Origin of the sequence: Pseudarthrobacter oxydans, assembly GCF_034258515.1 — a bacterium.
Lineage (GTDB): Bacteria > Actinomycetota > Actinomycetes > Actinomycetales > Micrococcaceae > Arthrobacter.
Genome location: NZ_CP139438.1, coordinates 3,770,904 through 3,793,085, shown reverse-complemented (window position 1 = coordinate 3,793,085; position 22,182 = coordinate 3,770,904). Strand labels below are relative to the sequence as shown.

Here is a 22,182-nt window from a genome sequence, read left to right as displayed (position 1 = left end):
TATGAAGACCCTTGCTACAACCGCGACGACGGCGGCCCTCCTTGCGTTCGGCCTCCTTGCCTCCCAGCCGGCATACGCCGCCGACAACACTCCCAAAGATGCGGACGGGCAGGACGCCTTCAGCTTCGGCGTCATCGGCGACATTCCCTACGGCGAACAGGAAATCGCGAAATTCCCTGCCCGCATCCAGGACCTCAACGCGGACCGCAGCCTTGATTTCGTGGCCCACGTCGGTGACATCAAGAACGGATCGTCCGTCTGCTCGGACGGGTATTTTGCCTTCATCCGGGAACAGTTCGACACATTCGAGCTCCCGTTGGTGTTCACCCCGGGCGACAACGAGTGGGTGGACTGCCACCGCGCCAACAACGGCGCCTACAACCCGCTCGAACGGCTGGCCAAGCTGAGGGAAGTGTTCTTCAACGAACCCGGCAAGACCCTCGGTGCCACCATGCCGGTCAAATCCCAGGAGGCCCTCGGTCTTCCGGAGAATGTCCGCTTCACCGAGAACCGGGTTGCCTTTTCGGTGGTGAACGTCCAGGGCAGCAACAACTCGCTCCAGCCGTGGAGCGGCCTCGGCGAAACCGCAGTGACGCCCGAACAGCAGGCCGAAGTGGAGTACCGCACCGAGGCTGTCCTGGACCAGATCCGTGCCACCTTCAGTGACGCCGCCCGGCGCAACGACAGGGCAGTGGTGCTGATGGCCCAGGCCGACATGTTCGACCCCTCGCTGCTCGCTGCCGCGTCCGCCAACCCGGCGGTCGTCTCCGGCTTCCGCGAGATCGTGGACACCATCGTTGAGGAAACCAACCGGTTCGACGCCCCGGTTTACCTCATCAACGGCGACAGCCACGTGTTCGCCGAGAACCAGCCGCTGGCGCCCGGCTCGCCGTGGCTGGACATCTACGGCCAGGAGGCAGCGGCTGACGATCTCCAGCGCATCACTGTGGACGGCTCTGCCAATGCCACCAACTATGTCCGGTTCACCGCGTCAGGGAACAGCGCGGGCGGCCCGGTCCTGTCATGGGAAAAGGTGCCCTTCACCCGGTAGCCCCACGCCTTCCAAACGGACGACGGCGGGAGGTCCCGCCGTCGTCCGCTTGCTTTGTGGAGGCATTCAGTGAGGGAGCAGGGCGCCCTATCCTGGCGCCCCGTTCAATGCCCTTGTTTCAGGTGGTTCTGCAGGACATAGACGGTCCGCTGGGCGCACTGCTTGATCCGCCGGAGGTGGTCCGCCGCGATGAGGGGCAGGGTGACGGCCGGGTCCCCGCTCCCGGCCTGGCGGCGCAGCGCCTGTTCGAGTTCGGCGGCATAGGCTGCCAGCCGTTCGGCACCCACCATCTGGCTTGACGTTTTCAGGCTCAGCACGGCGTCCATGGAGCCGGCCACGTCGCCGGTGGTGAGCGAAAGCCGTACTTTTTGCAGCCGCTGGGGCATGTGCGCGATGAAGTTCTCCACGAAAACCTTCCACACGCCCTCGTCATCCTCGAGATCGTCGCGCAGCCGTTCGAGCACTGCGGGGTCCAGGAGCGGCCGGGCATAGGCGTCCGGCTGAGTCATGGCAGGGCCTCCGTGCCATTCATGACCGCCCCCTTCACAGTCGGAACACCCGCGGGGTTTGTGCGCAGGGCTTTTGAAGGACGGTACGTGCAGAGCGGGTGGAGGGCACGAGTGGTGGGTACTCGATTTTTTTCGCGGGTACTGCTCGCGCCCGCCGCCATCGTCCGACCTTGCATCCCTCCGGTAGCCTGTTGCAATGGTGAGTGGAATTGCCGATCTGGGCGCGGAGGCGATCCTGCTTGCCGGAGCAGGGCGGGCCATCCTGCTGCAGCTTGCCGAGCCGGGGGTGGGGCGGGGCGTCGCCGAGCACAGCACGTTCACGGACCGGCCCATCAACAGGCTCAAGGGCACCCTGACCTACGTCTACGCCGTGGTTTACGGCACCGACGAGCAGGTGAAGGAGGTCCGCCGCAGGGTCAACCGCGCCCACGCGCCTGTGCGCCGGGCTGCCGATGACGAGTCGCCGGGGTACAACGCCTACGACGCCGGGCTGCAGCTGTGGGTGGCAGCGACGCTCTACGACACCGCGCTGACCATCATCGAGAAAATCTACGGTCCACTCGACGACGAGTCCGCCGACGCCATGTACCGCGATTACGCGAAGCTGGGCACGGCCCTGCAACTGCCAGCGCATATGTGGCCGGAGGACAGGGCCGCGTTTGGACGCTACTGGGATGGGAAGATGCGTGCCCTGCGGGCTGATGAGAATGCCGTGCGCTTTGGCCGGGGACTCCTGTATCCGAAGCGGGCGGCGCTGTGGTACCTCGCCATCATGCCGTTCGCCAGGTTCCTCACCGCAGGCCTCCTGCCGGACCAGTTGCGCCGGGACTTCGGCCTGGCCTGGAGCCACCGCCATGAGCGCCGCTTCAACCGCACCTTCAAGATCCTGGCGGTGACCTACCCGAAGCTGCCCCAGGGCATCCGGCACTGGTTCAAGGACTACTGCCTGAACCAGCTCGACATCAGCTCCCGCCGGGCTGTGACCGCGTAGTTCCAACCTGCTGACGCGCCGGCAGAACAAGGTAAGGTTGCTTACTAACTTGATCTCCGGCAGCGAAGGGCCAAAAGACATGGTTGCAGGCAACAATCCGCCCCACCCGGCGGCGGCCCAAACCGGGGTCAAAGGCGAAGTCCACCAGGACCGCTTTGTTGGCGGGCAGGACCTCACCAGGTGGGATACCAGGCCGGGCCGGCTCCTGGCGTCCGTCGCCAAACGCATCAGCGGCCTTTTCGGGTCCCACGCGGTATTGATCATCACCTTGGCCGTCGGGGCAGCGCTGGCGGTTTCGCTGGCTGCGGTTTTCGCGCAGGTCTACGAATCCGTCGTCGAAGCCGATGGAGTTGCCGGACTTGACCATCCCGTCCTGGACGGCGCAAAAACGCTCAGGTCCCCGGGACTGGACATCCTCGTCACCACCTATACGGACGTGGGCGGGACCGTCGGGATGCCGGTGCTGGCTTTGGCCGTCATGGCCGGCCTGGCGTTCAAGCGCCGGTCCGTGACCCCTGTCATCCTCATGCTCGTTGCCGGGCTCGGTTCGCTGCTGATGACCATCGCGGGCAAGGAGCTGGTGGGCAGGACCAGGCCGGACCTGGCCGATGCCGTGCCGCCCTACGAGTACTCAGCTTCATTCCCAGTGGCCACTCCCTGAATTCCGTGGTGATCGCGGGCATCGTGGCCTACCTGGTCATCCTCCGCCTCACCACGGCCCGCGCCCGGATACTCACGGGAGTGGCGGCGGCGGTTTTTGCGGCAACCATGGGGCTAAGCCGGGTCTACCTCGGCCACCACTGGCTTACGGACGTGCTGGGCGCCTGGGCACTCGGAGCGGCCTGGCTGGCTCTGGTCATCACTGCCCACCGGCTCTACCTCACCACGCGGGTGCACCCGCCTGCGCCGGTGTCCGGGCCCGCCAGGCCCTGACCCGCAGCGTGCCCCGGACATACGCCGTCAGCTGATGAGGACCTGCCGTGCGCAACCAGCCCCAGCGTGTAGTACTCCTCCGGTCATCCAGCTGGAAAAACCGGTCCCCGGCGGCACCGGAGCCACGTGTGCCCGACGCTACGGCGGCCGCCACCGCATCACAAGAGCCCGGACCACCAGCGAAGAACACCGCACCAGGCTTGGCCGCCTCAGCGCGCTGGGCCGGCCCATCAGAATGCCGGGCCGATCGAGGCCAGCTCCGGCGCAACAGTGCCGGCGAAGCGGTTGGCCGGGCGGTCCAGGCCGTAGTGCTCCCGCAGGGTGGTGCCTGCGTAGCCGGTCCGGAACAGGCCGCGCTCCTGCAGGATGGGCACCACCTGGTCCACGAACGCTTCCAGGCCGGAGGGGAGCACCGGCGGCATGATGTTGAAGCCGTCCGCCGCGCCGCCGTCGAACCATTCCTGGATGGCGTCCGCCACCTGCACCGGGGTGCCCGTGAAGGTGCGGTGCCCGCGGCCGCCGCCCAGGCGGCCGATCAGCTGGCGCACCGTGAGCTGCTCCCGCCGGGCGAGCTGGACGATCAGGGTGTAGCGGCTCTTGGCGCCCTCGATTTCGTCCTCGCCGGGCAGGTCCTCGGGGAGCTGGCGGTCCAGGGCCAGGTCCTCCGGCGCCACCCGGAGCGTCTTGGCCAGCTGGATCCTGGCGTACTCGGGCTTGATCAGCCGGTCCAGTTCCCGTTCCAGCTCCAGGGCCTCTTCCTCCGTGGCGCCGATGACCGGCACGATGCCCGGCAGGATCTTGATGGTCTCCGGGGCGCGGCCGGCGGCGGCGGTTCGGGCCTTCAAATCCCGGTAGAACTCCTGCGCATCGGCAAGGGTCTGGTGCGCGGTGAAGACGGCGTCCGCGTACCGGGCGGCGAGATCCTTGCCGTCCTCGGAGGATCCCGCCTGCACAATCAGCGGATGCCCCTGCGGCGAGCGGGGGACGTTGAGGGGACCGCGGACCCTGAAGTGTTTGCCCTCGTGGTCGATCACGCGGATCTTTTCGGCGTCGCCCCAGACGCCCTCGGCCTTGTCCGCGAGCACGGCGTCATCCTGCCAGCTGTCCCACAGCTTCCGGGCCACCTCGATGAACTCGGCGGCCCGCTCGTACCGGACAGCATGGGCGGGCTGGTCATCCACGCCGAAGTTGCGGGCGGCGTCCGGGCCGGCGGTGGTGACCACATTCCAGCCGGCGCGGCCGCCGCTCACCCAGTCCACGGAGGCGAAGCGGCGGGCCAGGTTGAAGGGATCGTTGTAGGTGGTGGAAGCCGTGGCGATCAGCCCGATGCGTTCCGTGGCGCCGGCGATGGCGGTCAGCAGCACGGTGGGCTCGAGCTTGCCGGCCGGGCGGCGGCCCACCTCGCCGAAAAGGACGGGGGAGTCGGCGAAGAAGATGGAGTCCAGCTTGCCGCGCTCGGCGGTGCGGGCCAGCTGCTTGTAATGCTCCACGTTGGTGCTGGAGTGCGGGTCGCTTTCGGGCAGCCGCCACGAGGCCTCGTGGTGGCCGGTGCTCATGAGGAAGGCGTTGAGGTGGAGTTGGCGGTTGGGACGATTGGTGGCAGTCATGGGGTAATCCTTCGGGTCTGGAGGTTCAGTGGGTGGCGCCGACGACGCCAAGATCGGTGAGGAGGTCGCGGCGGAGGGCTTCGTGGCCGCCTGCGTCCTTTGCCGTTCCGACGTCGGGCGCAACAGTGCGGACGGTGGCAACGCGGCCGCTGTCGAGGACAACGATCCGGTCCGCGAGTGCGATGGCCTCGTCCACGTCGTGCGTTACGAGCAGGACAGCCGGCCGGTGGGCGGCCACCAGGTCCCGGAGGAGTCCGTGCATCCTGATCCGGGTCAGCGCGTCCAGCGCGCCGAACGGTTCGTCTGCCAGGAGCAGCTGCGGCTCACGGACCAGCGAGCGGGCCAGCGCCACGCGCTGCTGTTCGCCGCCGGACAGCTCGTGCGGCCAGGACTTCTCACGGCCGGCGAGCCCCACCTCGGCGAGGGCCTTGCGTGCCCGGGCCTCGGCGTCGTGCTCCCGCAGCCCCAGGGTGACGTTGCCCAGCACGCTGTCCCACGGCAGCAGCCGGGAGTCCTGGAAGACCACGGACACGCGCTCGGGGACAGTGATCACACCGCTGCCGCGCACGTCGTGGTCCAGCCCGGCGAGTGCCCGCAGCAGGGTGCTCTTGCCGCAGCCGCTGGGACCGAGCAGGGCCACGAACTCGCCGGGGGCGATGTCCAGGTCCACGCCGTTCAGGACGCCTTTGGGGCCAAAGCTGCGGATCAGGCCGCGGACCGAAACTGCGTTGATTGTTCCGGGAGGGGCGACTGCGGAAGGGGCGACGGCGGTCAGCCCGCCAGTGTGCGCTGCCATGAGAGGGCCTTTCGTTCGAAGAAGCGGACGGCGCCGTCGGACAGCAGGCCGAGAAGGCCGTAGACGGCCAGTCCGAGGACGATGATGTTGGTTTGGCCATAGGTGCGGGCGAGCTCCATCATGTAGCCGATGCCGCTGGTGGCGTTGATCTGTTCCACCACCACCAGCGACACCCAGGCGCCCGTGACCGCGAAGCGCAGGCCCAGGAAGAAGCCGGGGAGGGCGCCGGGGAGGACCACCTTGCGGATGAAGGCGGCGCGGCCCAGGCCCACGGTCTGGGCGAGCTCCACGTAGCGCAGGTCGATCCCGCGCAGCCCGGCGTGGGTCTGCAGGTAGATCGGGACAAAGACACCGAGGGTGATGGTGAGGACCTTCATGGTCTCGTCGATTCCGAACCACAGGATGAGCAGCGGGATCAGGGCCAGGCCGGGGATGGCCCGCTTGATCTGCACCGGGCCGTCGATGAGCGCCTCACCCGCGCGGCTCAGCCCGGACAGCAGGGCCAGCAGGGCGCCCACGACGATGCCGAAGAAGAGCCCCAGGCCAGCCCGCTGGGCGGAGATGGCGAGGTTCTCCTGGAGCCGGCCGTCGGCGAGGAGTTCCCCGGCGGTGGCCACTACCGTCCAGGGCTCGGAGAGGATGCGCGGATCCAGCAGCCCGGTGGCCGAGGAGGCGGCCCACAACAACAGCAGCACCGAGGGGCCCAGCAGCCAAGCCAGCTGCCGCCGCTTTCCCGGTCCCAGCCGGCGGCCGGTGGGCCGCACGTCCTCGCGCGCGGCGAGCGCCGGGTCCAGGTGCGGTTCGACGGCGGGACGTTCCAGTACGGCGCTCATGCGGTGCCTCCCTTGCCCGCCGCGGCGAAGGCGGTGCCCGCGATGGCCTCGAAACGGGTGTCGTAGAGGTCGTCCGCTTTCAACTGCGGCTTCTTCTGTTCCCGGGCCAGCAGGTCGATGGTCTGCTGGTGGCGTCCGATGGCCTCGGTCCAGGACGTGGGAACGTCCCGCTTGCCCGCGGCGTCGATCAGGTACTGCCCGTCCTCGGCGGAAAGCCCCTGATCCTTGACGTAGTAGCCTTCCAGCCATTCCTTGGGGTGGTCCTCGATCCAGCGCTGCGCTTTGCCCCAGGCCTCAACGTACTTGGCCAGGGCGGCGGCCTTGGCGGGATCTGCCAGGACCTTGGCGGGGGAGTAGAGGTGTCCCGGATCATCCCGCAGGCCGTGCCGGAGGGTGGTGGCGCCGTCGGCCCTGTACTTGGCGAGGTAGCGCTTGATCTGCACCCCGCCCAGCGGCGCCGCATCCACCTGCTTGCCGGACAGCGCCGAAGAGTAGGCGTCACCGGTGCTGGGCAGCTCCACCAGCTTGACGTCCTCCTGCTTGAGCCCGGCCTTCTCAAGGATCCGCAGGACCAGGGCGCCCTGTGCCTGTCCGGGGCTGTACGCCACTTTTTTGCCGCGCAGGTCTTCCAGCCTGCTGATGCCGGCGCCGGGAGCGACGCCCAGTTCGTACAGCGGGTGGTTCACGGCGTCCTGGCGGTAGGCGCTCGCGATGATCCGCACGTCCAGGCCGGTCCAGGTTGCGTGGATGGGCGGAATGTCCGCCACGGAGCCGACGTCCAGGGCGTTGGCCCTGAAGGCCTCCGTGGTCTGCGGACCGCCCGAGATGTTGGCGAATTCCACGTTGATGCCGTCCAGGTCCTTGACCAGGCCGGACAGCTCAAGCGCCACGCGGATGCTGGGATCGCCCACCTTGATGGTGGTCCCCGCGGGGACTGGGGTGGCGAGCGGGGCAAACGACGCCTGGCTGGCCGGGTTGCCGGCTGTGGCGGTGCCGCCGCAGGCGGTCAGGAGGCCGACGGCGGGAATCGCCAGGAGTGCGCCCAGCGCCTTGCGGCGGGTGAACGGCCGGACGGAGGGCGGCCGGGGCGGGGAAAATGCGGGGAAGGTCATGGGATGCCTTTCGAAGGGTGGAGTGGCGGGTATCCGGGCGCGACGAATCGCCCGGTGACGGGGAAGACGAAACGGGATGTAGGAGTGTGCCGGCGTCGGACGAATGCGCCCGACGCGCCGGAACTCAGCGCTGGGGACCTGTGGAACTGCTGCCGAAGCTAGCGCCGGTGTGCTGCCATTCGGCGGGACGGAATCATTCGGAAGCTGCAACAGCACGGACCCCACGTGGCGGCGCTGTCCGCGCGGCTGGAGATGTCAGGCATCGGGTCCTCCTTCTCGTAGCAGGTGCTGTTTTTACGGGCTTGGCCGGTGCCGTTGAAACACCTAAGCACGCCTGGCGAGGCCTTGGCCAGCGGCCCGAAACGGAAGCTCAACAGGACGAAACGGCGCTACTTATTCCGCCATTCCCGGGTCAAAACGGGCAACGCGGCGCCATGATCCGCAATGCGGGTTAATGTGACTGGAAGGGTTGTGGGATGCGGTTGACGGGAGAAACACATGGATCGCCGGGTCCTCGCCGCGGCAGCCGCGGGAACAAGCATCCTGCTGGCAGGCTGCACCGCCGCCCCGTCACCCGCGCCGGCAACCACGTCCCCTGCACCGGCGACCTCCTCCACGCCTCCATCCGCTCCGGCGTCCTCCGTCCCCGCAACTGATCCCGCGCCCGCCGCTGCAGCCGCCATCGCCGGCACGCCCCAGCCGGTGGCCACGGGCCTCAACGCTCCGTGGTCGGTGGTCTTCCGCGACGGGACGCCGCTGGTCAGCGAGCGGAACAGCGGGCAGGTCCTGGAACTTTCCCCTGAGGGCTCGGCGCGGTCCATCGGAACCGTCCTGGGTGTAGCTGCACGGGGAGAATCAGGGCTGTTGGGACTTGCCGTTGGCAGCCAGGGCGACCTGTACGTGTATTCGACGGCGGCGGACGGCAACCGGGTCCAACGTTTCCCGGTCAACGGCGAACCGGGCTCACTGTCGCTGGGGCAGCCGGACACGCTCCTCGAACGCATCCCGTCCGCGAGCATCCACGACGGCGGCCGGATCGCTTTCGGTCCCGACGGCATGCTCTACGTGACGGCCGGTGATGCGAGCCGGCGCGACAGCGCCCAGGACCGGGATTCGCTCGCCGGAAAGATCCTGCGGATGACTCCCGACGGCGGTGTCCCGGCGGACAACCCCTTCCCGGGATCGCTGGTCTACAGCTACGGGCACCGCAACCCGCAGGGCCTGGCGTGGGCGGACGACGGAACCATGTTCGCCACCGAGTTCGGCCAGAACACGTGGGACGAGCTGAACATCATCACGCCCGGAGCCAACTACGGCTGGCCAACGGTGGAGGGCATCGCGGGCAGGCCGGGCTTCGTGGACCCGGTGCAGCAGTGGCAGCCAGGAGCCGCAAGCCCCAGCGGCATGGCCCACGCGGGCGGAACACTGTTCCTGGCCAACCTGCGCGGACAGGTCCTGCGGTCCGTCCCCGTCTCCGACCCCGCCACATCCACGGAGCATTTCAGCCGCGAGTACGGCCGGATCCGGGACGTGGCGCTGGCCCCGGACGGCCGGCTGTGGTTCCTGACCAACAACACCGACGGCCGCGGCGACCCCCGCCCCGGGGACGACCGGATCCTCGCCGTCCACCTCGAAAGATGAGCGGGCGCGTCGTCAGCCCCGTGCGCCGGCCTGGGCCAGTTCCACGATGTTCTCGGTGGCGGCCCAGGAGGCGAGGAGCTTGAGGGCCTCATCGGAGGGGCTGCCGGGTGTGGCCGGGTAGACGGTCAGGGAATGCCCCGGGTCCTCCTCCAGCCCCAGCACCTGGTAGTTCAGTTCCAGGAGCCCCACCACGGGATGCTGGAAGAGTTTCGTTCCCGCGTAGTGGCGGCGAACGTTGTGCGCAGCCCAGCGCGTCCGGAACTCGTCGCTGCGCATGGACAGCTCCCCAATGAGTTCGGCAATCCCCTTGTCGTGCGGATTCCGGCCCGCCTCGCGCCGCAGGATGGCAACGTTGGTGTTCGCTGCCCGCTCCCAGTCGATATAGAAGTTGTGGGCCCGGGGATCCAGGAAAATGAACCGCGAGTGGTTCGCGGGCCTGGCGGTGCTGCGGTACATGTCGGAGTACAGCGCGTAGCCCAGGGTGTTGGCGGCCACGATGTCCATCCGGTTGTTCCCGATGAATGCCGGCGCGCCGGTGATGGTGTCCAGCAGGAACTGCAGCTCCGGCCGGACCCCTGACGGCACCGGGGGCGCCGCCCGCTTGCGTCCCGATGTGTTGGCTGTCCGGGCGAGGTCGTAAAGATGGTCGTGCTCGGCGCGGTCCAGCTCCAGGGCGCGGGCGATGGCGTCAAGGACACTGTCCGAGACACCCGTGAGGTTTCCGCGCTCCAGCCGCGTGTAGTAGTCAACGCTGACGCCGGCAAGCCTGGCCACTTCTTCCCTGCGGAGCCCGGGGACGCGGCGGCGCCCGCCGTAGGGTGCAATTCCTGCCTGCTCCGGCGTGATGCGTCCACGGCGGGTGGACAGGAACTGTCGTACCTCGGCTCGGTTATCCATAAAGGACACGTTACGACGAATCGGGAAACCGTAAGGAGGGTCTGCCAAAACCCGTTTCAGCAGGGCCCTCGCTACGCCTGCGGGCGGCCGGTTTGATGGAGAAGACCCCTCAGCCAGCAACCGGATGGAGCATCAAACCATGCTGCCTACTACCATGCGTGCGCCGGCGGTGAGCGCCGTCCCGGCGACGCTGGTGGCCACGGTCATCTTCCTGACGGCCGTGGCGCCGCTGGCAACGGACATGTATGTTCCGGCCTTTCCCCGCGTTTCGGCGGAGTTCAGCACCACGGCGTCCGCCGTGCAGCTGACCCTGACCACGTTCTTCGCCGGGATGGGGCTGGGACAGCTGGTGGGCGGGCCGTTCAGCGACCAGCGCGGGCGGCGGTTGCCGCTGGTGGCCGGCACCCTCCTGATGACGGCGGCGTCGGTTGCGTGTGCCGTGTCGCCGGACGTCGGAATCCTGATGCTGGCCCGGTTCCTGCAGGGCTTTGGCGGCGGCTGGGCCATGGTCATCGGCCGCGCCGTCATTGTGGACCTGGCCCACGGTCCACAGCTGGTCCGGGTACTCAACATAGTCATGGGGATTGGCGGTGTTGCGCCCATTATCAGCCCGCTGCTCGGTGCGGTCATCCTGCAGCTGACCGGGTGGCGGGTGACGTTCTGGACGCTCGCAGCCCTTGGCATCCTCATGACGCTCTGTGCCCTGTTCGTCGTTCCGGAATCGCTCCCGCCGGAGAAGCGCCACCCGGGCGGGCTGGCTGAATTCGGCCGCGCGGCCAAGTCCGTGCTCTCAAACCGCCGTTTTGTTGGCTACGTCATGGTGGCGTCGTCGGCCTTCATTGCCTTGTTCGCGTATGTGGCGACGTCCGCGTTCATCCTGCAGGGCATGAATGGCCTGTCTCCGGTCATGTATTCGATCGTGTTCGCCGCGAACGCCGGCGGCATGACCATCGCCGCCCTGCTGTCTGCCCGCCTGGCAGGCCGTGTGTCGACGAGGAAAGTCATCTTTGCGGGCCAGCTCCTCGCCCTTGCCGCGGGGGTGGCCATGCTGGCCGGGGCGCTGTGGTGGGCCACTCCGCTGCTGGTGGCCATGGGCAGCTTCTTTGCCCTCATGGTGGCCCAGGGCCTGATCAACACCAACGGCGGCGCCCTCGCCTCGGCGGAGGTACCCGGGCACCCGGGGACCAGTTCGGCGGTCCTGGGGCTCGTGCAGTGGACCACCGCCGGAATTGTGGCGCCCCTAGCGGGCCTGGGCGGCGAGGACACAGCCGTTCCCATGGCGCTGCTGATGATTGGCGGGGCACTGCTTTCCATGGCGGGGCTCCTTGTCCTGGCCCGCCCGCACAACCGCCAAGGGTAGGACTGCCAGAACCAGTTACAACAGGGCCACCTCTACGGGCCTCGGAACCCGGTGTGACGGCATTGCACGCCTGTAGCATTTCAATATCCCCCAAACAGACCTCAGGAGACCCATGACCACCGTCAAGGCTTACGCATCCCCGTCCTCGACTGAGGACCTCATTCCCACCACCATCGAACGCCGCGAAGTCGGCCCCAACGACGTCCTGATCGAGATCAAGTTCGCCGGCATCTGCCACTCGGACATCCACACGGTCCGCGGCGACTGGGGCCCGCAGCAGTACCCGCTGGTTCCCGGCCACGAGATCGCGGGCGTCGTCACCCAGGTAGGGCCCGCCGTCACCCGGCACGCCGTGGGCGACCGCGTCGGCGTCGGCTGCATGGTCAACTCCTGCAAGGAGTGCGCCAACTGCCTGAAGGGCGAGGAACAGTACTGCCTCAAGGGCAACGTCGGCACCTATGGCGCCGTGGACCGCGACGGCACCGTCACCCAGGGCGGCTACTCCACCCATGTCGTGGTGACCGAAGACTTCGTGGTCCGGATTCCCGAGGGAATCGAACTCGACGCCGCCGCGCCGCTGCTCTGCGCGGGCATCACCACCTACTCACCGCTGCGCCACTGGGGTGCGGGACCCGGCAAGAAGGTTGCCGTCGTCGGGCTCGGCGGGCTCGGCCACATGGCCGTCAAGCTTGCCCACGCGATGGGCGCCGAGGTGACCGTGCTGTCCCAGTCGCTCAAGAAGCAGGAGGACGGCCTCAAGCTGGGCGCCGACCACTACTTCGCCACCAGCGATGAAAACACCTTCGCCGACCTGGCCGGCAGCTTCGACCTGATCATCAACACCGTCAGCGCCTCGATCGACATCAGCTCCTACCTGCAGCTGCTCACCCTCGACGGCGCGCTGGTGAACGTCGGCGCCCCCGCGGAGCCGCTCCCGGTCAACGCGTTCGCGCTCATCATGGGCCGCCGCTCCTTTGCCGGTTCCATGATCGGCGGCATCCGCGAAACGCAGGAGATGCTGGACTTCTGCGCCGAGCACGGCCTCGGCGCGGAGATCGAGGTCATCCCCGCGGAGAAGATCAACGAGGCCTACGAGCGCGTCCTCGCCTCGGACGTCCGCTACCGCTTCGTGATCGACACCGCCACCCTCTAACAGCACAACGCGTTCGACGGCGGCCGGTCCCGGAAAGGGGGCGGCCGCCGTCGTGCGTGCGGGAGCCTTCTCCTGCAATCCCCTGCCGGGGACGCAACGAATAACCGGCATGAACTACTACACCCCGGCGGCGCAGGACCGGGCCCGGGACGCCGCATCCGATGCCATCGAGAAAGTGCTCAACGGCATGTCCGAACCGTTGAGCAGGCACGCCCTGAACGCCCGCTGGAAAAGGGCGTGCGAAGCCATGGACAGATACCTGGAAGCGCAGGACACGGGCGAGGAATAGGCCCGCTCCGGTCAGGGCCGCAGGACTGCGAGGATTTTTGCCGCGGGGCCTTCGACCGTGTGCCTAAAACCCGTTCCCGCCCACAGGCTCATGGAATCCGGATCCCCGGCAGCAGCGGCCGCGGCGCGCAGGGGAGCGGTGAGGTGGTGGATCTCCGGATATCCGTAGGGGGCCTCGCCATCGTGGCGGCGCATGAATTCGTTGTAGAGTCCGCGGGCGTTCCGCCCCGAGAAGGATCGGGTGACCGAGGTGGTGGTGAAGCGCCCGGAGGCCAGGGCCGTCCGGTGGGCCGCCTTGGTGCCGGCCTCGTCGGCGCGCAGGAAGGCTGTTCCGGCCTGGACCGCCACAGCTCCGCGGGCGAGTGCGGCCCGGGCGTCGTCTCCCGTGGCGATTCCGCCGGCCGCTATCAGCGGCACCTGGAGATCCGCCAATTCCTCAAGCAGGCCGTGCAGGGATTCATCCTCAGGCCGCCTGGCGGTGTCAAAGGTGCCGCGGTGTCCGCCGGCTTCGGGCCCCTGCACGCAGAGTGCATCAATGCCTGCATCAACTGCCCGGAGTGCCTCAGGCCGTGAGGTCACTGTGCCGATGACGCAGACGCCCCGCTCCTGCAGGGCGGCGACCACGGCTGGGTCCGGAAGATCGAAAGTGAAGGAGACGACGGCGGGCGCCTCCTCCAGCAGGACGTCCAACTTGGCGTCCCAATCGTCGTCGTCGTGACGCGGATCGCCGAGGGCGGCGCCCAGGCGTTCCGCCTCCGGCGCCAGGGACAGTGCGTACCGGTCCAGTGCCTGGGGACTGATCATCGAGGGCTGCGGGACGAACACGTTGACGCCGAAGGGCCCGTCGGTCAGCTGACGGGTGGTCCCGATCTCCGCCTTCACGGCTGCGGCGGTTTTGTAGCCTGCCGCAAGGAAGCCAAGTCCTCCTGCCGTACTTACCGCCGCGGCCAGTTCCGGGGTGGACGGCCCGCCTGCCATCGGCGCCTGGACCACGGGCAACAGCAGGGAAGCGACACTGAAACGGGGTGTGCTGGGGATGGAGGAATCCAAGATGTCAGGCCGCTTTCTGGCTGGGGAGTTCAGTACAGGAAAATGCTGATCCACTCGCGGTTGTGCGCGTGGATCAGCACCAGGAACAGGACAAAGTCGAACAGCAGGTGGACGCTCACAATGTAGGACAGCGACTTGGTGACCGTGAACAGCCGGGCCTGCAGCAGGGCAAACGGGAAGATGAAGAAGGGTGCCCAGGCGTGGAAGCCCAGTTCCCAGAGGAAGGACGTGAACAGCACCGCCTGCAGCAGGTTTGCCTGCCAGTCCGGGAGGTGCCGGCGCAGCAGGGTGAACGCGGTGCAGATGAAGAAGAGCTCGTCCCAGATGCCCAGCACGTTCGTCCCCAGGAAGAGCCGGATAATGCCGTCCGGGTCGCTCACTGCGGGCCAGTTGTTGTAGACGCCGGTGCGGATCATGTACACGGGCATCAGGGCATAGCCGATCACCAGGACAGCCGGCAGGTACCATTTTTCGGCGCGCGTCCACGGCGTTCCGGTCCTGATCGGGAACCGGATGGCGTGGTCCTTCGTGACGAACCTCGAGACAGAATAGGGGATGCCGACGGCCAGGATCATGGCCGTTCCCATCACCGCCATGTGCTCGGTGCTGATGTCCGTGGTGATGGGGACCAGGCTCATGGCCGTCAGTCCAACTCCGATCAGGGCAAGGTCAACCAGGAGGCGGCGGCTGATGAAGCCGGCCACGGCCAGCGCGGCCGCCAAAAGCAGGAATCCGGAAAGGCGGTCCTGCCATGCGAAGAGCAGGAAGCCCGATGCCGACACAAGGGCCGCCGGGAGCAAGGAAAGTGACGCCGCGGCCGGCTGTCCAGCGCCCGCCACAGCGGCGTCCGCTTGCGCTTGTGGTTGCTGCCTCATGGTTACCTTTGTTGCTCGGGCGGCGCTTCGGCCTGGATGCCACACAGTCTACTTGCCGCCTACCAGAGCAGGGAAAGGCCAGCGTCAACCCCTCCCGGGCGGGCGGTTAACGCAAGCGGACGACGGCGGGAGGTCCCGGCGTCGTCCGCTTGCGTCTTGGTGTGGCCGCCTAGGCGGAGGCCAGCGCCTTGCCCTCGCCGCGCAGGCTCAGGGTGAAGGTGTTGGGGCCGCTGCAGGTGACGGCGACGCGGCAGGTGGTGGTGTTGTGCCGCGCGGAAAGGTCGCTGACCGCGGAGTCAAGGGTGTGGTGGAGCGTGGACCGGTCCCAGATTTTGAGGGTCACGGAGTCATTGGCATCGAACGTCATTATTCAACTTCCATTTCTTGCGGTTGGCGGCCTGGAATCTTCATTGCCCGGGCCGTGTCCTCGTCTATGAGGACGGACTGCAGGTGGGAAAGCGCATTCCCGTACTTCAATAGTGGCGGCTGCCGAAAGGGTTGGCAACCGAATCCGGGCCGATGTGACCAAGCACACCGGCCGCCGGCGGGCTGCGGTCTTCTTTGGGTGCAGGCCCGGCCGACACCTTCCATAGTGCCCAGCCGGCAGCATCGCCCTCAACATTGTTGCGAGTGAATCTCATCACGTCCGCCGGCACAGGCCGATGCCCGCGCCGGGGTGTTAGGCGTCGAAGTAGGTCTTGATTTCCTTCTCGCCGGAGATGGAGGCGATGACCGCCGCCGCCACCTCGCGGAGCTTGATGTTGCGCGTGCTGGAGGCCTTGGTGAGGATTTCGAACGCCGTTTCCCGGCTGCACCGGTTCTCGGCCATGACGGCTCCGACGGCCATGTCGATGATGGTGCGCGACTGCAGGGCGGTGGAGAGGTCGGCTTTCGCCTCGCTGAGCTGTGTGATGCGAAGGACCAGCCTCAGTGATCCGGCTGCCTGGCGGGCGAAGGATTCCACGGTGGAGATGTCTTCAGCCGAAAAACCGTGGCTGCGGTTGGAGTAGAGGTTCAGGACGGCCTCTGCATCGCCGGCCAAATCCAGCGGCACGGCAAGGATGGAGGCAACGCCTTGCGCCTGGGCCACTTTCATGTACGGCGCCCAGCGGTGCTCGCCAGCCAGGTCGGGGACCAGCAGCGGACTTTTCGTGCGCAGGGCAGTAAGGCACGGGCCTTCACCGAATCCGTTCTGCAGTTCGTCCAGGGCCCGCGCTTCGGCGTCACTGCTTGCCACGGCCTTGGGCCTTTTGTGGCGGATCACGGTGACGCCGGCGTGGACCGTGCTGCCTGGCGTGGACAGCCGGTCAGCGGCAACCACGGCAAGGTCGGTGAGGAAGCCGGCGATGTCCTGGCTGTCCAGGACCAGTTCCTGCAGCCTCGTGTCCATACCGGGGGGTTCGTGGCTTCCCGTGCCGGAGCTGCCGGTGAAGTGTTCCGGGTTTGTCATGGCGGCTCCTCCTCGTCCATCATCTCCATCATTGCTGTGTCAATCAGGTGTACTTGCGCGGCCGGTATGTCCAGGGCGTCGTGGAGGTAGGCGTCAAGCGACACTTCATCGAGGTCGCCGCCGATGCCGTAATAGTAAATCCAGAGCTTTTCCAAGGGCAGGTCTGTGGTCCGGTAACGCCGGGCAGCCCCCTTGCGTTCCTGGGCTGCCCGATCCGGCAGTTCGGGCCCGTCGGCCCCGAAGGGATACATCCCTACACTCGGTCATTGGGGAGTGCAGGGAGCTCGGCTCCTCGCACGATGTTCTGGGCGATCACGTGGATTTTGCGGTTGCTGGATTTCGCCGCCAGGCGGAGGATCTCCAGGGCGCCGTCCCGCCCGCCCCTGTGCTGGAGCATGATGAGGGACACGGCCGCATCCACAGTTGCCCTGGATTTGAGGGCCGCCCTGAGGTGCTCAGGGTGGACGTCCGCCCCATGAAGGCGCAGCGCGATGCGGAGGACCCTGGACATGGATGCTGCATGCTGCTCCAGGAGGACCACGGTGCCCTCATTGAATGCACTGGTCGTCCCTGCGTAGCAGTTAAGGCTCGCCCGTGATGACGCGTCTGTGGAAATGGGGACAGCAAGGACGGACCGGACGCCCTCCTGGGCTGCCGCCTCGGCATAGGCGCTCCAGCGCTCGTCGCCCGCCAGGTCCGGAACCCACACGAGGCGCTGGAGCCGGGCTGCGGTGAGGCAGGGGCCCTCGCCGAACGAATACTGGGTTTCGTCCAGCCGCCGGCCCTCTTCGCTGCTGCTGGCAACTGTTGACAATCCGCCGTCCCGCTCCAGTGTGATGGTGCACGTGACTTGACCGTCGGCACCCGCCATGGATGCGGAAAGGGTGGCCAGTCCCAGGAGGAATTCAGGGAAACCCGGACTTTCGAGCAGCAGGTCCTGCATCTGGTCTGAAGCGGTGAGCGTGCTTTCCTTGGCCATCAGGCCTCGATCCCTGGGTGCACCAGAAGCCCGTCCTCTGGTTGGCGGCCGCTGCTCTCTACGCTGGCTGGCCCGAGTGTTCAACCTCCGGAGCGTTTCTGTCCCGAAGATCTCCTACTACTGACATTACGCCCCTGCGGGAGCTATTGATACGCGGCGGCCGATGGGGCTACTCGTCCCGGTCCGGTTGCCGGCTGGTGCTGTCTTCGGTGCCTGGCTGCCCCTCGCCTGCCGAGTCGGGAACGCCGGAAGCGGGGCCGCTGTCGAAGTCGTCAGAGTAGGGCGCCCGTGGCCGCGGGAGATCGTCAATCAGTTCGTTTGCCGCCAGCGCCAACAGGTCGCGCTGGACCGGGGGCAGGGAAAGGAGCCCCTGAAGATAGGCTTCCACCTCATATTCCCCTGCGTCTCCCGACAGGCTGAAGTATTTCAGCCACAGCTCTGACACCGGGATATCCGCTGCCTTCATGGCTGCCCGGAGCCGGCGCCGCTGTTCCGGTTCGTTGGGATCAAAGCCCATTTGCAGGTCCTAGGCTCCGGGAGGCAGCGTCCCGGCGAGGACGCGTTCGCTGACGTGCTGCAATGCTGTGTTCTCGCTGCGGGCCAATTTCATCAGCTGCTGCAGGGCAGCTTCATTGGTCAGGCCGGATCGCTCCATCAGCACTCCGCAGGCGCGGTTCACCAGGTCCCGCGTGTAGAGGGATGCCTGCAGGCCCTCGGTCATTCGGTGCGGGGCCTCGCTGGCCTGGATGTGGGCAAGCAACGTGGCCGCGGGGGCCGCGAAGAGCTGGAGCAGGGCCGCGCTGGATGCGTCATAGACGCCGGGGGCGGCGGCGTACAACTTCAATGCGCCGAGGGATTCACGGCCGGCGATCAGGGGAGCGCTGACCACTGACGCTATGGGCAGCCCCCTGACGGCTTTCCGCCACTCGGGCCATCGGGACTCACCTTCCAGGTCCCTGACCAGCACGGGTTCCTCTGCCGCCCACGCGGTCAGGCAGGGTCCTTCCCCGCACTCGTACTGGATGGCATCCGCCTGGCTCACAATCCCGTCGGTATAGCCGCTGCTGGTGCGGCGCCCGCGGGCGTCCATGAGCGAGACGCCGGCCCCTATGGTGCCGGCAACCGACTCCTTGGCGGCCTGGGCCAGGAGCCGGACAGCCGTAGTGGCCTTTTCCTCCGTCAGCAGCAGCCCTTGAATCCGAGCAACGACAGTGCTGAGCTCGTCAAGGGGAAGTCGCTGCGCCATACTCTCAGCATAGAGCCAAGCCCCGGAGGTCTTCCCTTCCCGTATCAGGCATGTCCCGTGGCCGGGCGAGCCCCACCTTCAGCTGTGGTCCGCGGCCTGGGGTTTCCGAGGGGAGGACAGGCGGAATGCCCGCTGCCCGACAGCAGGCGGGACAGTAAGATGGGCCCATGTCGAGTTCACCGGATAGAGAACAGATCGAAGAGCTTCAGAGCATCCTGGTGGGCGCAGAAAACGTTGTTGAGTTCCTCACCGGACTCGCCGGCCTGGCTGCAGCATCTGTCTCTGACGTTGCGGGGGACCACGTTGAATGTGCAGTCACCCTCAAACTGCGGCGAAAGCCCACTACCGTGGCCGGCAGCAGCCAGCGCGCAGTCGAACTGGACCAGGTTGAGCAGGCCGTGGGGGACGGTCCGTGCATCAAAGCGCTGCGGGAGATGTCCCCGGTGATCGTGGACGATGTTGCCACGGACTCCCGGTGGCCGGAGCTGACCCGACAGCTGGCGGAAGCAAACGTCCGCAGTTCCCTGGGCGTGCCGCTGGAGATCAGCGACGAGGCCAGCGTTGCCTTGAATTTCTTTGCGTCGAAGCCGGGCATGTTCACGGCCAATGTCTACGAAAAGGCCCTGGGCTTCGCTGCAGCGGCGCACAACACGCTCCACCTCTCGGTCCGCCTCGATACTGCGCAAAGCCGGGCGGACAACCTGGAAGCGGCCATGCAAAGCAGGACCGCGATCAATCTGGCTTGCGGAGTCATCATGGCCCAGAACCGGTGTTCCCAGGCAGAAGCGATGGACATCCTCACCAAAGTCTCCAGCAACCGCAACAGGAAGCTGCGGGACGTCGCAGCGGAACTCATTGAACAACTAAGCGGCGACAGCGTCCAGACGCACTTCGACGCTTAAGGGCTGCCCGGCAGCCTGCCGTCCCGCTACTCAGCCGCACGCAGGACGGAGACGCTGCAGCCTGTCCCGGACCTGCGGACGTCCCAGCAGGTGCCCCTGCCCAGCACCTCAAAGCCGTCATTCTCCGGTGCCGCCAGGACCAGGGCGGTGTCCTCATCGATCGCTACAGCCCTGTCCACCAGGCCTCCGGCCACGGCACCCACGGCCCGGCTGAGCGTGCCCGCCTGGGCCGCATGCACATCCACGGCGAACGGGGCCAGGCCCAGTCCGTCCCGGATCTCGACTTCCGCCAGGCCCTCCGAGCATTCCCCGCCGCAGACTTCGATGCCGTGAATCAGATGACCCCCTATCAGTGCCCTGCGGGGCGCCACCATGGCCCCCGCGGAAAAGCCGAGGTACGGCGTACCGGCGCCAACCACCCGTGAGATGGCGGCCGCCGCGGCGCTGAGCCCATCCCAGTAGGCCGGCGTCAGCCCGCCGCCCACCACCACGCCGTGGACGCCGTCGAATACGGCCGGATCCGCCGGATACGCCGAACTGAGCAGGACCGGCACCAGCTCAACCGGTGCGCGGGCGAGGAGTGGTTCCGCGTACTCCGGCAGGGCTTCCCCAGGGTTCCCGCTGCGGTGGTGTAGCGCCAGGGCAATCCGGACGGGACCTTCCCCGCCGCTGTGTTCCCGGACGTCACGGACGAAGCGGTCGAACAACTCGGGGAAGGCTGCAGGGTCGGGACCGGCGCCCGCCAGGAGGATGCTCATGGCCTTCAAGATACCCGGATGCAGGGGCTTTGCGGTGCAAAGTGAACGGGGTCCCGGCTTCCATTGACACCGGGGTCCCGCGGGGTTATCGTACAACCAAATGGTTGTAGATCAGCTCAGTGATGCGGACGTCGATCGCCTGTTCCAGGCGCTGGCGGACGCCACCCGGCGGGACATTGTCCGCCGCGTAACAGCCGGGGAGTATTCCGTCTCCGGCCTTGCTGCCCTCTACGACATGAGCTTCGCCGCCGTCCAGAAGCATGTGGCGGTGCTGGAGCGCGCGTCCCTGGTCACCAAGGAAAAGCGCGGAAGGGAGCAGATTGTGCGGGGTAACCATGAAGGCCTGCAAAAAGCCCGGCGGCTGCTCGATGAGTACGAGGCGATCTGGCGGCAGCGCGTCGACCGGATCGCGGACATTCTGGCTGAAGGATAGGAAGGTTGCGCAATGCCTGTTATCAGTTCCACTAAGAATCTCGAGGCCCTCAGCCTCACGCTCGTGGCGGAGTTCGACGCCGGCGTCGAGCGCGTCTGGCAGATCTGGGAAGACCCGCGCCAGCTGGAGCGCTGGTGGGGTCCGCCCAACTATCCGGCCACGTTTGACCGGTTCGACTTCCAGCCCGGCGGGAAGGCCGGGTATTACATGACCACCCCGGAAGGCGAGAAGCCCCGAGGCTGGTGGAAATTCAGGACCATCGAGCCGCCGCGGAAGCTCGAATTCGATGACGGCTTCGCTGACGAAACCGGAGCGCCCTTGGATGCCATGGGCAGTGCCCATGCCGCTGTTGACCTGGAGGACATCGGCGGCCGCACCCGCATGACCATCATGTCTATCTTCGATTCCGAAGAACAGATGGAAGAGATGGTCAAGATGGGCATGGAGGAGGGCATGAAGGAGGCTTTGGGCCAGATCGACGCGATCCTGGCCGAGCATGCCAACGCCGGCTAAGCCTCGCGGCACTCGGGAGAGCGTACGACGGCGGGACGTTCCGGCGTCGTACGCTTTCCTTTGTCCACGGGCTGGCTGCGCCCGGCAGGCGTTGAACAGGGCGAAAAGCTTCTGAATACTGGAAGGAAGCAGCATTCCCAGGCGAGGCGGTGGCAGCGGTGAGCGGCGGTGCAAAGGATATCCGGAGGCGCCTGGAGCGCGCCGCTGAGGTCCGGTCCTACCGCGGAGCCGGAATCAGCGCCGAGGAAGAAGCCGCGCTCGACGCCCTCGAAGCGCAGGAACGCGAGAAGCGCAAGAAAGTGAGCGACGCCGCCCGGGCGGAATACCTGGTCCGCGATGCCATGGCCCAGGGCAAATTCGACAACCTCAAATACGCGGGCAAACCGATTCCGGGGCTGGGGGAGCGGTACGATCCCGACTGGTGGGTCAAAGGGCTCATCCAGCGGGAGAACCTCAGCGGGCTCGGCCCCGCCGCGATCCTGCTCCGTACCGAGGATGCGGAGCTTGATGCCCGGCTGGATGCCCAGTACACCGAGCAGCAGGTACGGGACATCCTGCAGGACTTCAACCGGCGGGTCATCGATGCCCGGCGCCAGCTCCAGGGTGGCCCGCCGGTGGTCACTAAGACCCGTGACGTGGACGAAGCGGTGGCGCGGTGGCGCGAACGCCGTGCCGCCCGTTCCGTAGAGGCGCCGCCGGAACCGGAACCGCGGCACTCGTGGTGGCAGCGGCTGTGGAAGGGGACCGGCTAGCGGCTTGCTTCTTCCCGGTCCGCCGCGCCGCCGCTGCCGGGCACAGCATGGCG

27 protein-coding genes are annotated in these 22,182 nt (G+C 67.2%); 12 read left to right on the top strand and 15 right to left on the bottom strand.

Annotation, left to right across the window (positions count from 1 at the left end; translation table 11 throughout):
- The first annotated feature begins 1 nt into the window (after position 1).
- Positions 2 to 1,051, top strand: a complete 1,050-nt coding sequence (locus tag SMD14_RS17345; RefSeq protein WP_157242922.1) for a metallophosphoesterase — start codon at positions 2 to 4, stop codon at positions 1,049 to 1,051.
- A 104-nt stretch (positions 1,052 to 1,155) separates the two neighbouring features.
- On the opposite strand, the gene SMD14_RS17340 is transcribed toward SMD14_RS17345, so the two are convergent.
- On the bottom strand, positions 1,156 to 1,560 hold the full coding sequence (locus SMD14_RS17340) for an Hpt domain-containing protein (RefSeq protein ID WP_157240949.1): 405 nt from the start codon (positions 1,558 to 1,560) through the stop codon (positions 1,156 to 1,158).
- Between the two features lie 196 nt (positions 1,561 to 1,756).
- On the opposite strand from SMD14_RS17340, the gene SMD14_RS17335 reads away from it, so the two are divergent.
- The 3 genes from SMD14_RS17335 to SMD14_RS17325 all read left to right on the top strand — a co-directional run bounded on the left by SMD14_RS17335 (position 1,757) and on the right by SMD14_RS17325 (position 3,484).
- Positions 1,757 to 2,551 carry an oxygenase MpaB family protein gene (locus tag SMD14_RS17335; protein WP_321214455.1) on the top strand — a complete coding sequence of 265 codons (795 nt, stop codon included), beginning with the start codon at positions 1,757 to 1,759 and terminating at the stop codon, positions 2,549 to 2,551.
- 79 nt (positions 2,552 to 2,630) lie between these two features.
- The gene (locus SMD14_RS17330) at positions 2,631 to 3,212 is read left to right on the top strand and encodes a hypothetical protein (protein WP_321214454.1); all 582 of its coding nucleotides are present in this window, start codon (positions 2,631 to 2,633) and stop codon (positions 3,210 to 3,212) included.
- Positions 3,191 to 3,484, top strand: coding sequence for a phosphatase PAP2 family protein (locus tag SMD14_RS17325; protein ID WP_409339730.1), 294 nt, complete (start codon positions 3,191 to 3,193; stop codon positions 3,482 to 3,484). Before SMD14_RS17330 ends, SMD14_RS17325 begins: the two co-directional genes overlap by 22 nt.
- Before the next feature lie 230 nt (positions 3,485 to 3,714).
- On the opposite strand, the gene SMD14_RS17320 is transcribed toward SMD14_RS17325, so the two are convergent.
- Genes SMD14_RS17320 through SMD14_RS17305 form a run of 4 tightly spaced genes read right to left on the bottom strand, consistent with a single transcriptional unit; the run spans position 3,715 to position 7,832 of the window.
- The gene (locus tag SMD14_RS17320; RefSeq protein WP_321214452.1) at positions 3,715 to 5,091 is read right to left on the bottom strand and encodes an LLM class flavin-dependent oxidoreductase; all 1,377 of its coding nucleotides are present in this window, start codon (positions 5,089 to 5,091) and stop codon (positions 3,715 to 3,717) included.
- 25 nt (positions 5,092 to 5,116) lie between these two features.
- Complete coding sequence (locus tag SMD14_RS17315; RefSeq protein WP_321214451.1) at positions 5,117 to 5,887, bottom strand: ABC transporter ATP-binding protein; 771 nt, start codon at positions 5,885 to 5,887, stop codon at positions 5,117 to 5,119.
- Positions 5,863 to 6,720, bottom strand: a complete 858-nt coding sequence (locus tag SMD14_RS17310) for an ABC transporter permease (protein ID WP_321214450.1) — start codon at positions 6,718 to 6,720, stop codon at positions 5,863 to 5,865. The genes SMD14_RS17315 and SMD14_RS17310 overlap by 25 nt, the downstream gene beginning before the upstream one ends.
- Positions 6,717 to 7,832, bottom strand: coding sequence for an ABC transporter substrate-binding protein (locus tag SMD14_RS17305; RefSeq protein WP_321214449.1), 1,116 nt, complete (start codon positions 7,830 to 7,832; stop codon positions 6,717 to 6,719). The genes SMD14_RS17310 and SMD14_RS17305 overlap by 4 nt, the downstream gene beginning before the upstream one ends.
- A gap of 498 nt (positions 7,833 to 8,330) precedes the next feature.
- Between SMD14_RS17305 and SMD14_RS17300 the strand changes: the two genes are divergently transcribed.
- Positions 8,331 to 9,473 (top strand): PQQ-dependent sugar dehydrogenase, encoded by a 1,143-nt coding sequence (locus SMD14_RS17300; protein ID WP_321214448.1) that lies wholly within the window; start codon positions 8,331 to 8,333, stop codon positions 9,471 to 9,473.
- Between the two features lie 12 nt (positions 9,474 to 9,485).
- On the opposite strand, the gene SMD14_RS17295 is transcribed toward SMD14_RS17300, so the two are convergent.
- A complete protein-coding gene (locus tag SMD14_RS17295) occupies positions 9,486 to 10,370 on the bottom strand; it encodes a helix-turn-helix transcriptional regulator (protein WP_321214447.1) in 885 nt (294 codons plus the stop codon).
- A 139-nt stretch (positions 10,371 to 10,509) separates the two neighbouring features.
- Between SMD14_RS17295 and SMD14_RS17290 the strand changes: the two genes are divergently transcribed.
- The 3 genes from SMD14_RS17290 (at position 10,510) to SMD14_RS17280 (ending at position 13,172) form a co-directional block, all read left to right on the top strand.
- A complete protein-coding gene (locus SMD14_RS17290; RefSeq protein WP_321214446.1) occupies positions 10,510 to 11,730 on the top strand; it encodes a multidrug effflux MFS transporter in 1,221 nt (406 codons plus the stop codon).
- Positions 11,731 to 11,842: 112 nt separating this feature from the next.
- Complete coding sequence (locus tag SMD14_RS17285) at positions 11,843 to 12,883, top strand: NAD(P)-dependent alcohol dehydrogenase (RefSeq protein WP_321214445.1); 1,041 nt, start codon at positions 11,843 to 11,845, stop codon at positions 12,881 to 12,883.
- A 109-nt stretch (positions 12,884 to 12,992) separates the two neighbouring features.
- Positions 12,993 to 13,172 (top strand): hypothetical protein, encoded by a 180-nt coding sequence (locus SMD14_RS17280; RefSeq protein WP_157240971.1) that lies wholly within the window; start codon positions 12,993 to 12,995, stop codon positions 13,170 to 13,172.
- Positions 13,173 to 13,183: 11 nt separating this feature from the next.
- On the opposite strand, the gene SMD14_RS17275 is transcribed toward SMD14_RS17280, so the two are convergent.
- The 8 genes from SMD14_RS17275 to SMD14_RS17240 form a co-directional block, all read right to left on the bottom strand.
- Entirely contained in the window at positions 13,184 to 14,149 is a 966-nt protein-coding gene (locus SMD14_RS17275) for a nitronate monooxygenase (RefSeq protein ID WP_409339729.1), read from the bottom strand.
- 101 nt (positions 14,150 to 14,250) lie between these two features.
- Positions 14,251 to 15,096, bottom strand: a complete 846-nt coding sequence (locus SMD14_RS17270; protein ID WP_409339691.1) for a type II CAAX prenyl endopeptidase Rce1 family protein — start codon at positions 15,094 to 15,096, stop codon at positions 14,251 to 14,253.
- A 169-nt stretch (positions 15,097 to 15,265) separates the two neighbouring features.
- Positions 15,266 to 15,463: a hypothetical protein gene (locus tag SMD14_RS17265; protein WP_157240975.1), complete on the bottom strand. Its 198-nt coding sequence runs from the start codon at positions 15,461 to 15,463 to the stop codon at positions 15,266 to 15,268.
- Positions 15,464 to 15,775: 312 nt separating this feature from the next.
- The gene (locus SMD14_RS17260; RefSeq protein ID WP_321214443.1) at positions 15,776 to 16,546 is read right to left on the bottom strand and encodes a GAF and ANTAR domain-containing protein; all 771 of its coding nucleotides are present in this window, start codon (positions 16,544 to 16,546) and stop codon (positions 15,776 to 15,778) included.
- Positions 16,543 to 16,797: a hypothetical protein gene (locus tag SMD14_RS17255; protein ID WP_157240979.1), complete on the bottom strand. Its 255-nt coding sequence runs from the start codon at positions 16,795 to 16,797 to the stop codon at positions 16,543 to 16,545. Before SMD14_RS17255 ends, SMD14_RS17260 begins: the two co-directional genes overlap by 4 nt.
- A gap of 2 nt (positions 16,798 to 16,799) precedes the next feature.
- Complete coding sequence (locus SMD14_RS17250; protein ID WP_157240981.1) at positions 16,800 to 17,525, bottom strand: GAF and ANTAR domain-containing protein; 726 nt, start codon at positions 17,523 to 17,525, stop codon at positions 16,800 to 16,802.
- 169 nt (positions 17,526 to 17,694) lie between these two features.
- Positions 17,695 to 18,042: a hypothetical protein gene (locus tag SMD14_RS17245; protein ID WP_157240983.1), complete on the bottom strand. Its 348-nt coding sequence runs from the start codon at positions 18,040 to 18,042 to the stop codon at positions 17,695 to 17,697.
- 9 nt (positions 18,043 to 18,051) lie between these two features.
- The gene (locus SMD14_RS17240; protein WP_321214442.1) at positions 18,052 to 18,771 is read right to left on the bottom strand and encodes a GAF and ANTAR domain-containing protein; all 720 of its coding nucleotides are present in this window, start codon (positions 18,769 to 18,771) and stop codon (positions 18,052 to 18,054) included.
- 167 nt (positions 18,772 to 18,938) lie between these two features.
- Between SMD14_RS17240 and SMD14_RS17235 the strand changes: the two genes are divergently transcribed.
- Positions 18,939 to 19,673 (top strand): GAF and ANTAR domain-containing protein, encoded by a 735-nt coding sequence (locus SMD14_RS17235; protein WP_321214441.1) that lies wholly within the window; start codon positions 18,939 to 18,941, stop codon positions 19,671 to 19,673.
- A gap of 26 nt (positions 19,674 to 19,699) precedes the next feature.
- On the opposite strand, the gene SMD14_RS17230 is transcribed toward SMD14_RS17235, so the two are convergent.
- Complete coding sequence (locus tag SMD14_RS17230; protein WP_321214440.1) at positions 19,700 to 20,431, bottom strand: hypothetical protein; 732 nt, start codon at positions 20,429 to 20,431, stop codon at positions 19,700 to 19,702.
- Between the two features lie 100 nt (positions 20,432 to 20,531).
- Here SMD14_RS17230 and SMD14_RS17225 point away from each other — a divergent pair, with 100 nt between their 5' ends.
- The 3 genes from SMD14_RS17225 (at position 20,532) to SMD14_RS17215 (ending at position 22,129) form a co-directional block, all read left to right on the top strand.
- Positions 20,532 to 20,864, top strand: coding sequence for a metalloregulator ArsR/SmtB family transcription factor (locus SMD14_RS17225; RefSeq protein WP_321214439.1), 333 nt, complete (start codon positions 20,532 to 20,534; stop codon positions 20,862 to 20,864).
- A gap of 12 nt (positions 20,865 to 20,876) precedes the next feature.
- Complete coding sequence (locus SMD14_RS17220; RefSeq protein ID WP_157240993.1) at positions 20,877 to 21,377, top strand: SRPBCC domain-containing protein; 501 nt, start codon at positions 20,877 to 20,879, stop codon at positions 21,375 to 21,377.
- A 158-nt stretch (positions 21,378 to 21,535) separates the two neighbouring features.
- Positions 21,536 to 22,129: a DUF1992 domain-containing protein gene (locus SMD14_RS17215; protein WP_321214438.1), complete on the top strand. Its 594-nt coding sequence runs from the start codon at positions 21,536 to 21,538 to the stop codon at positions 22,127 to 22,129.
- Positions 22,130 to 22,182 lie beyond the last annotated feature (53 nt).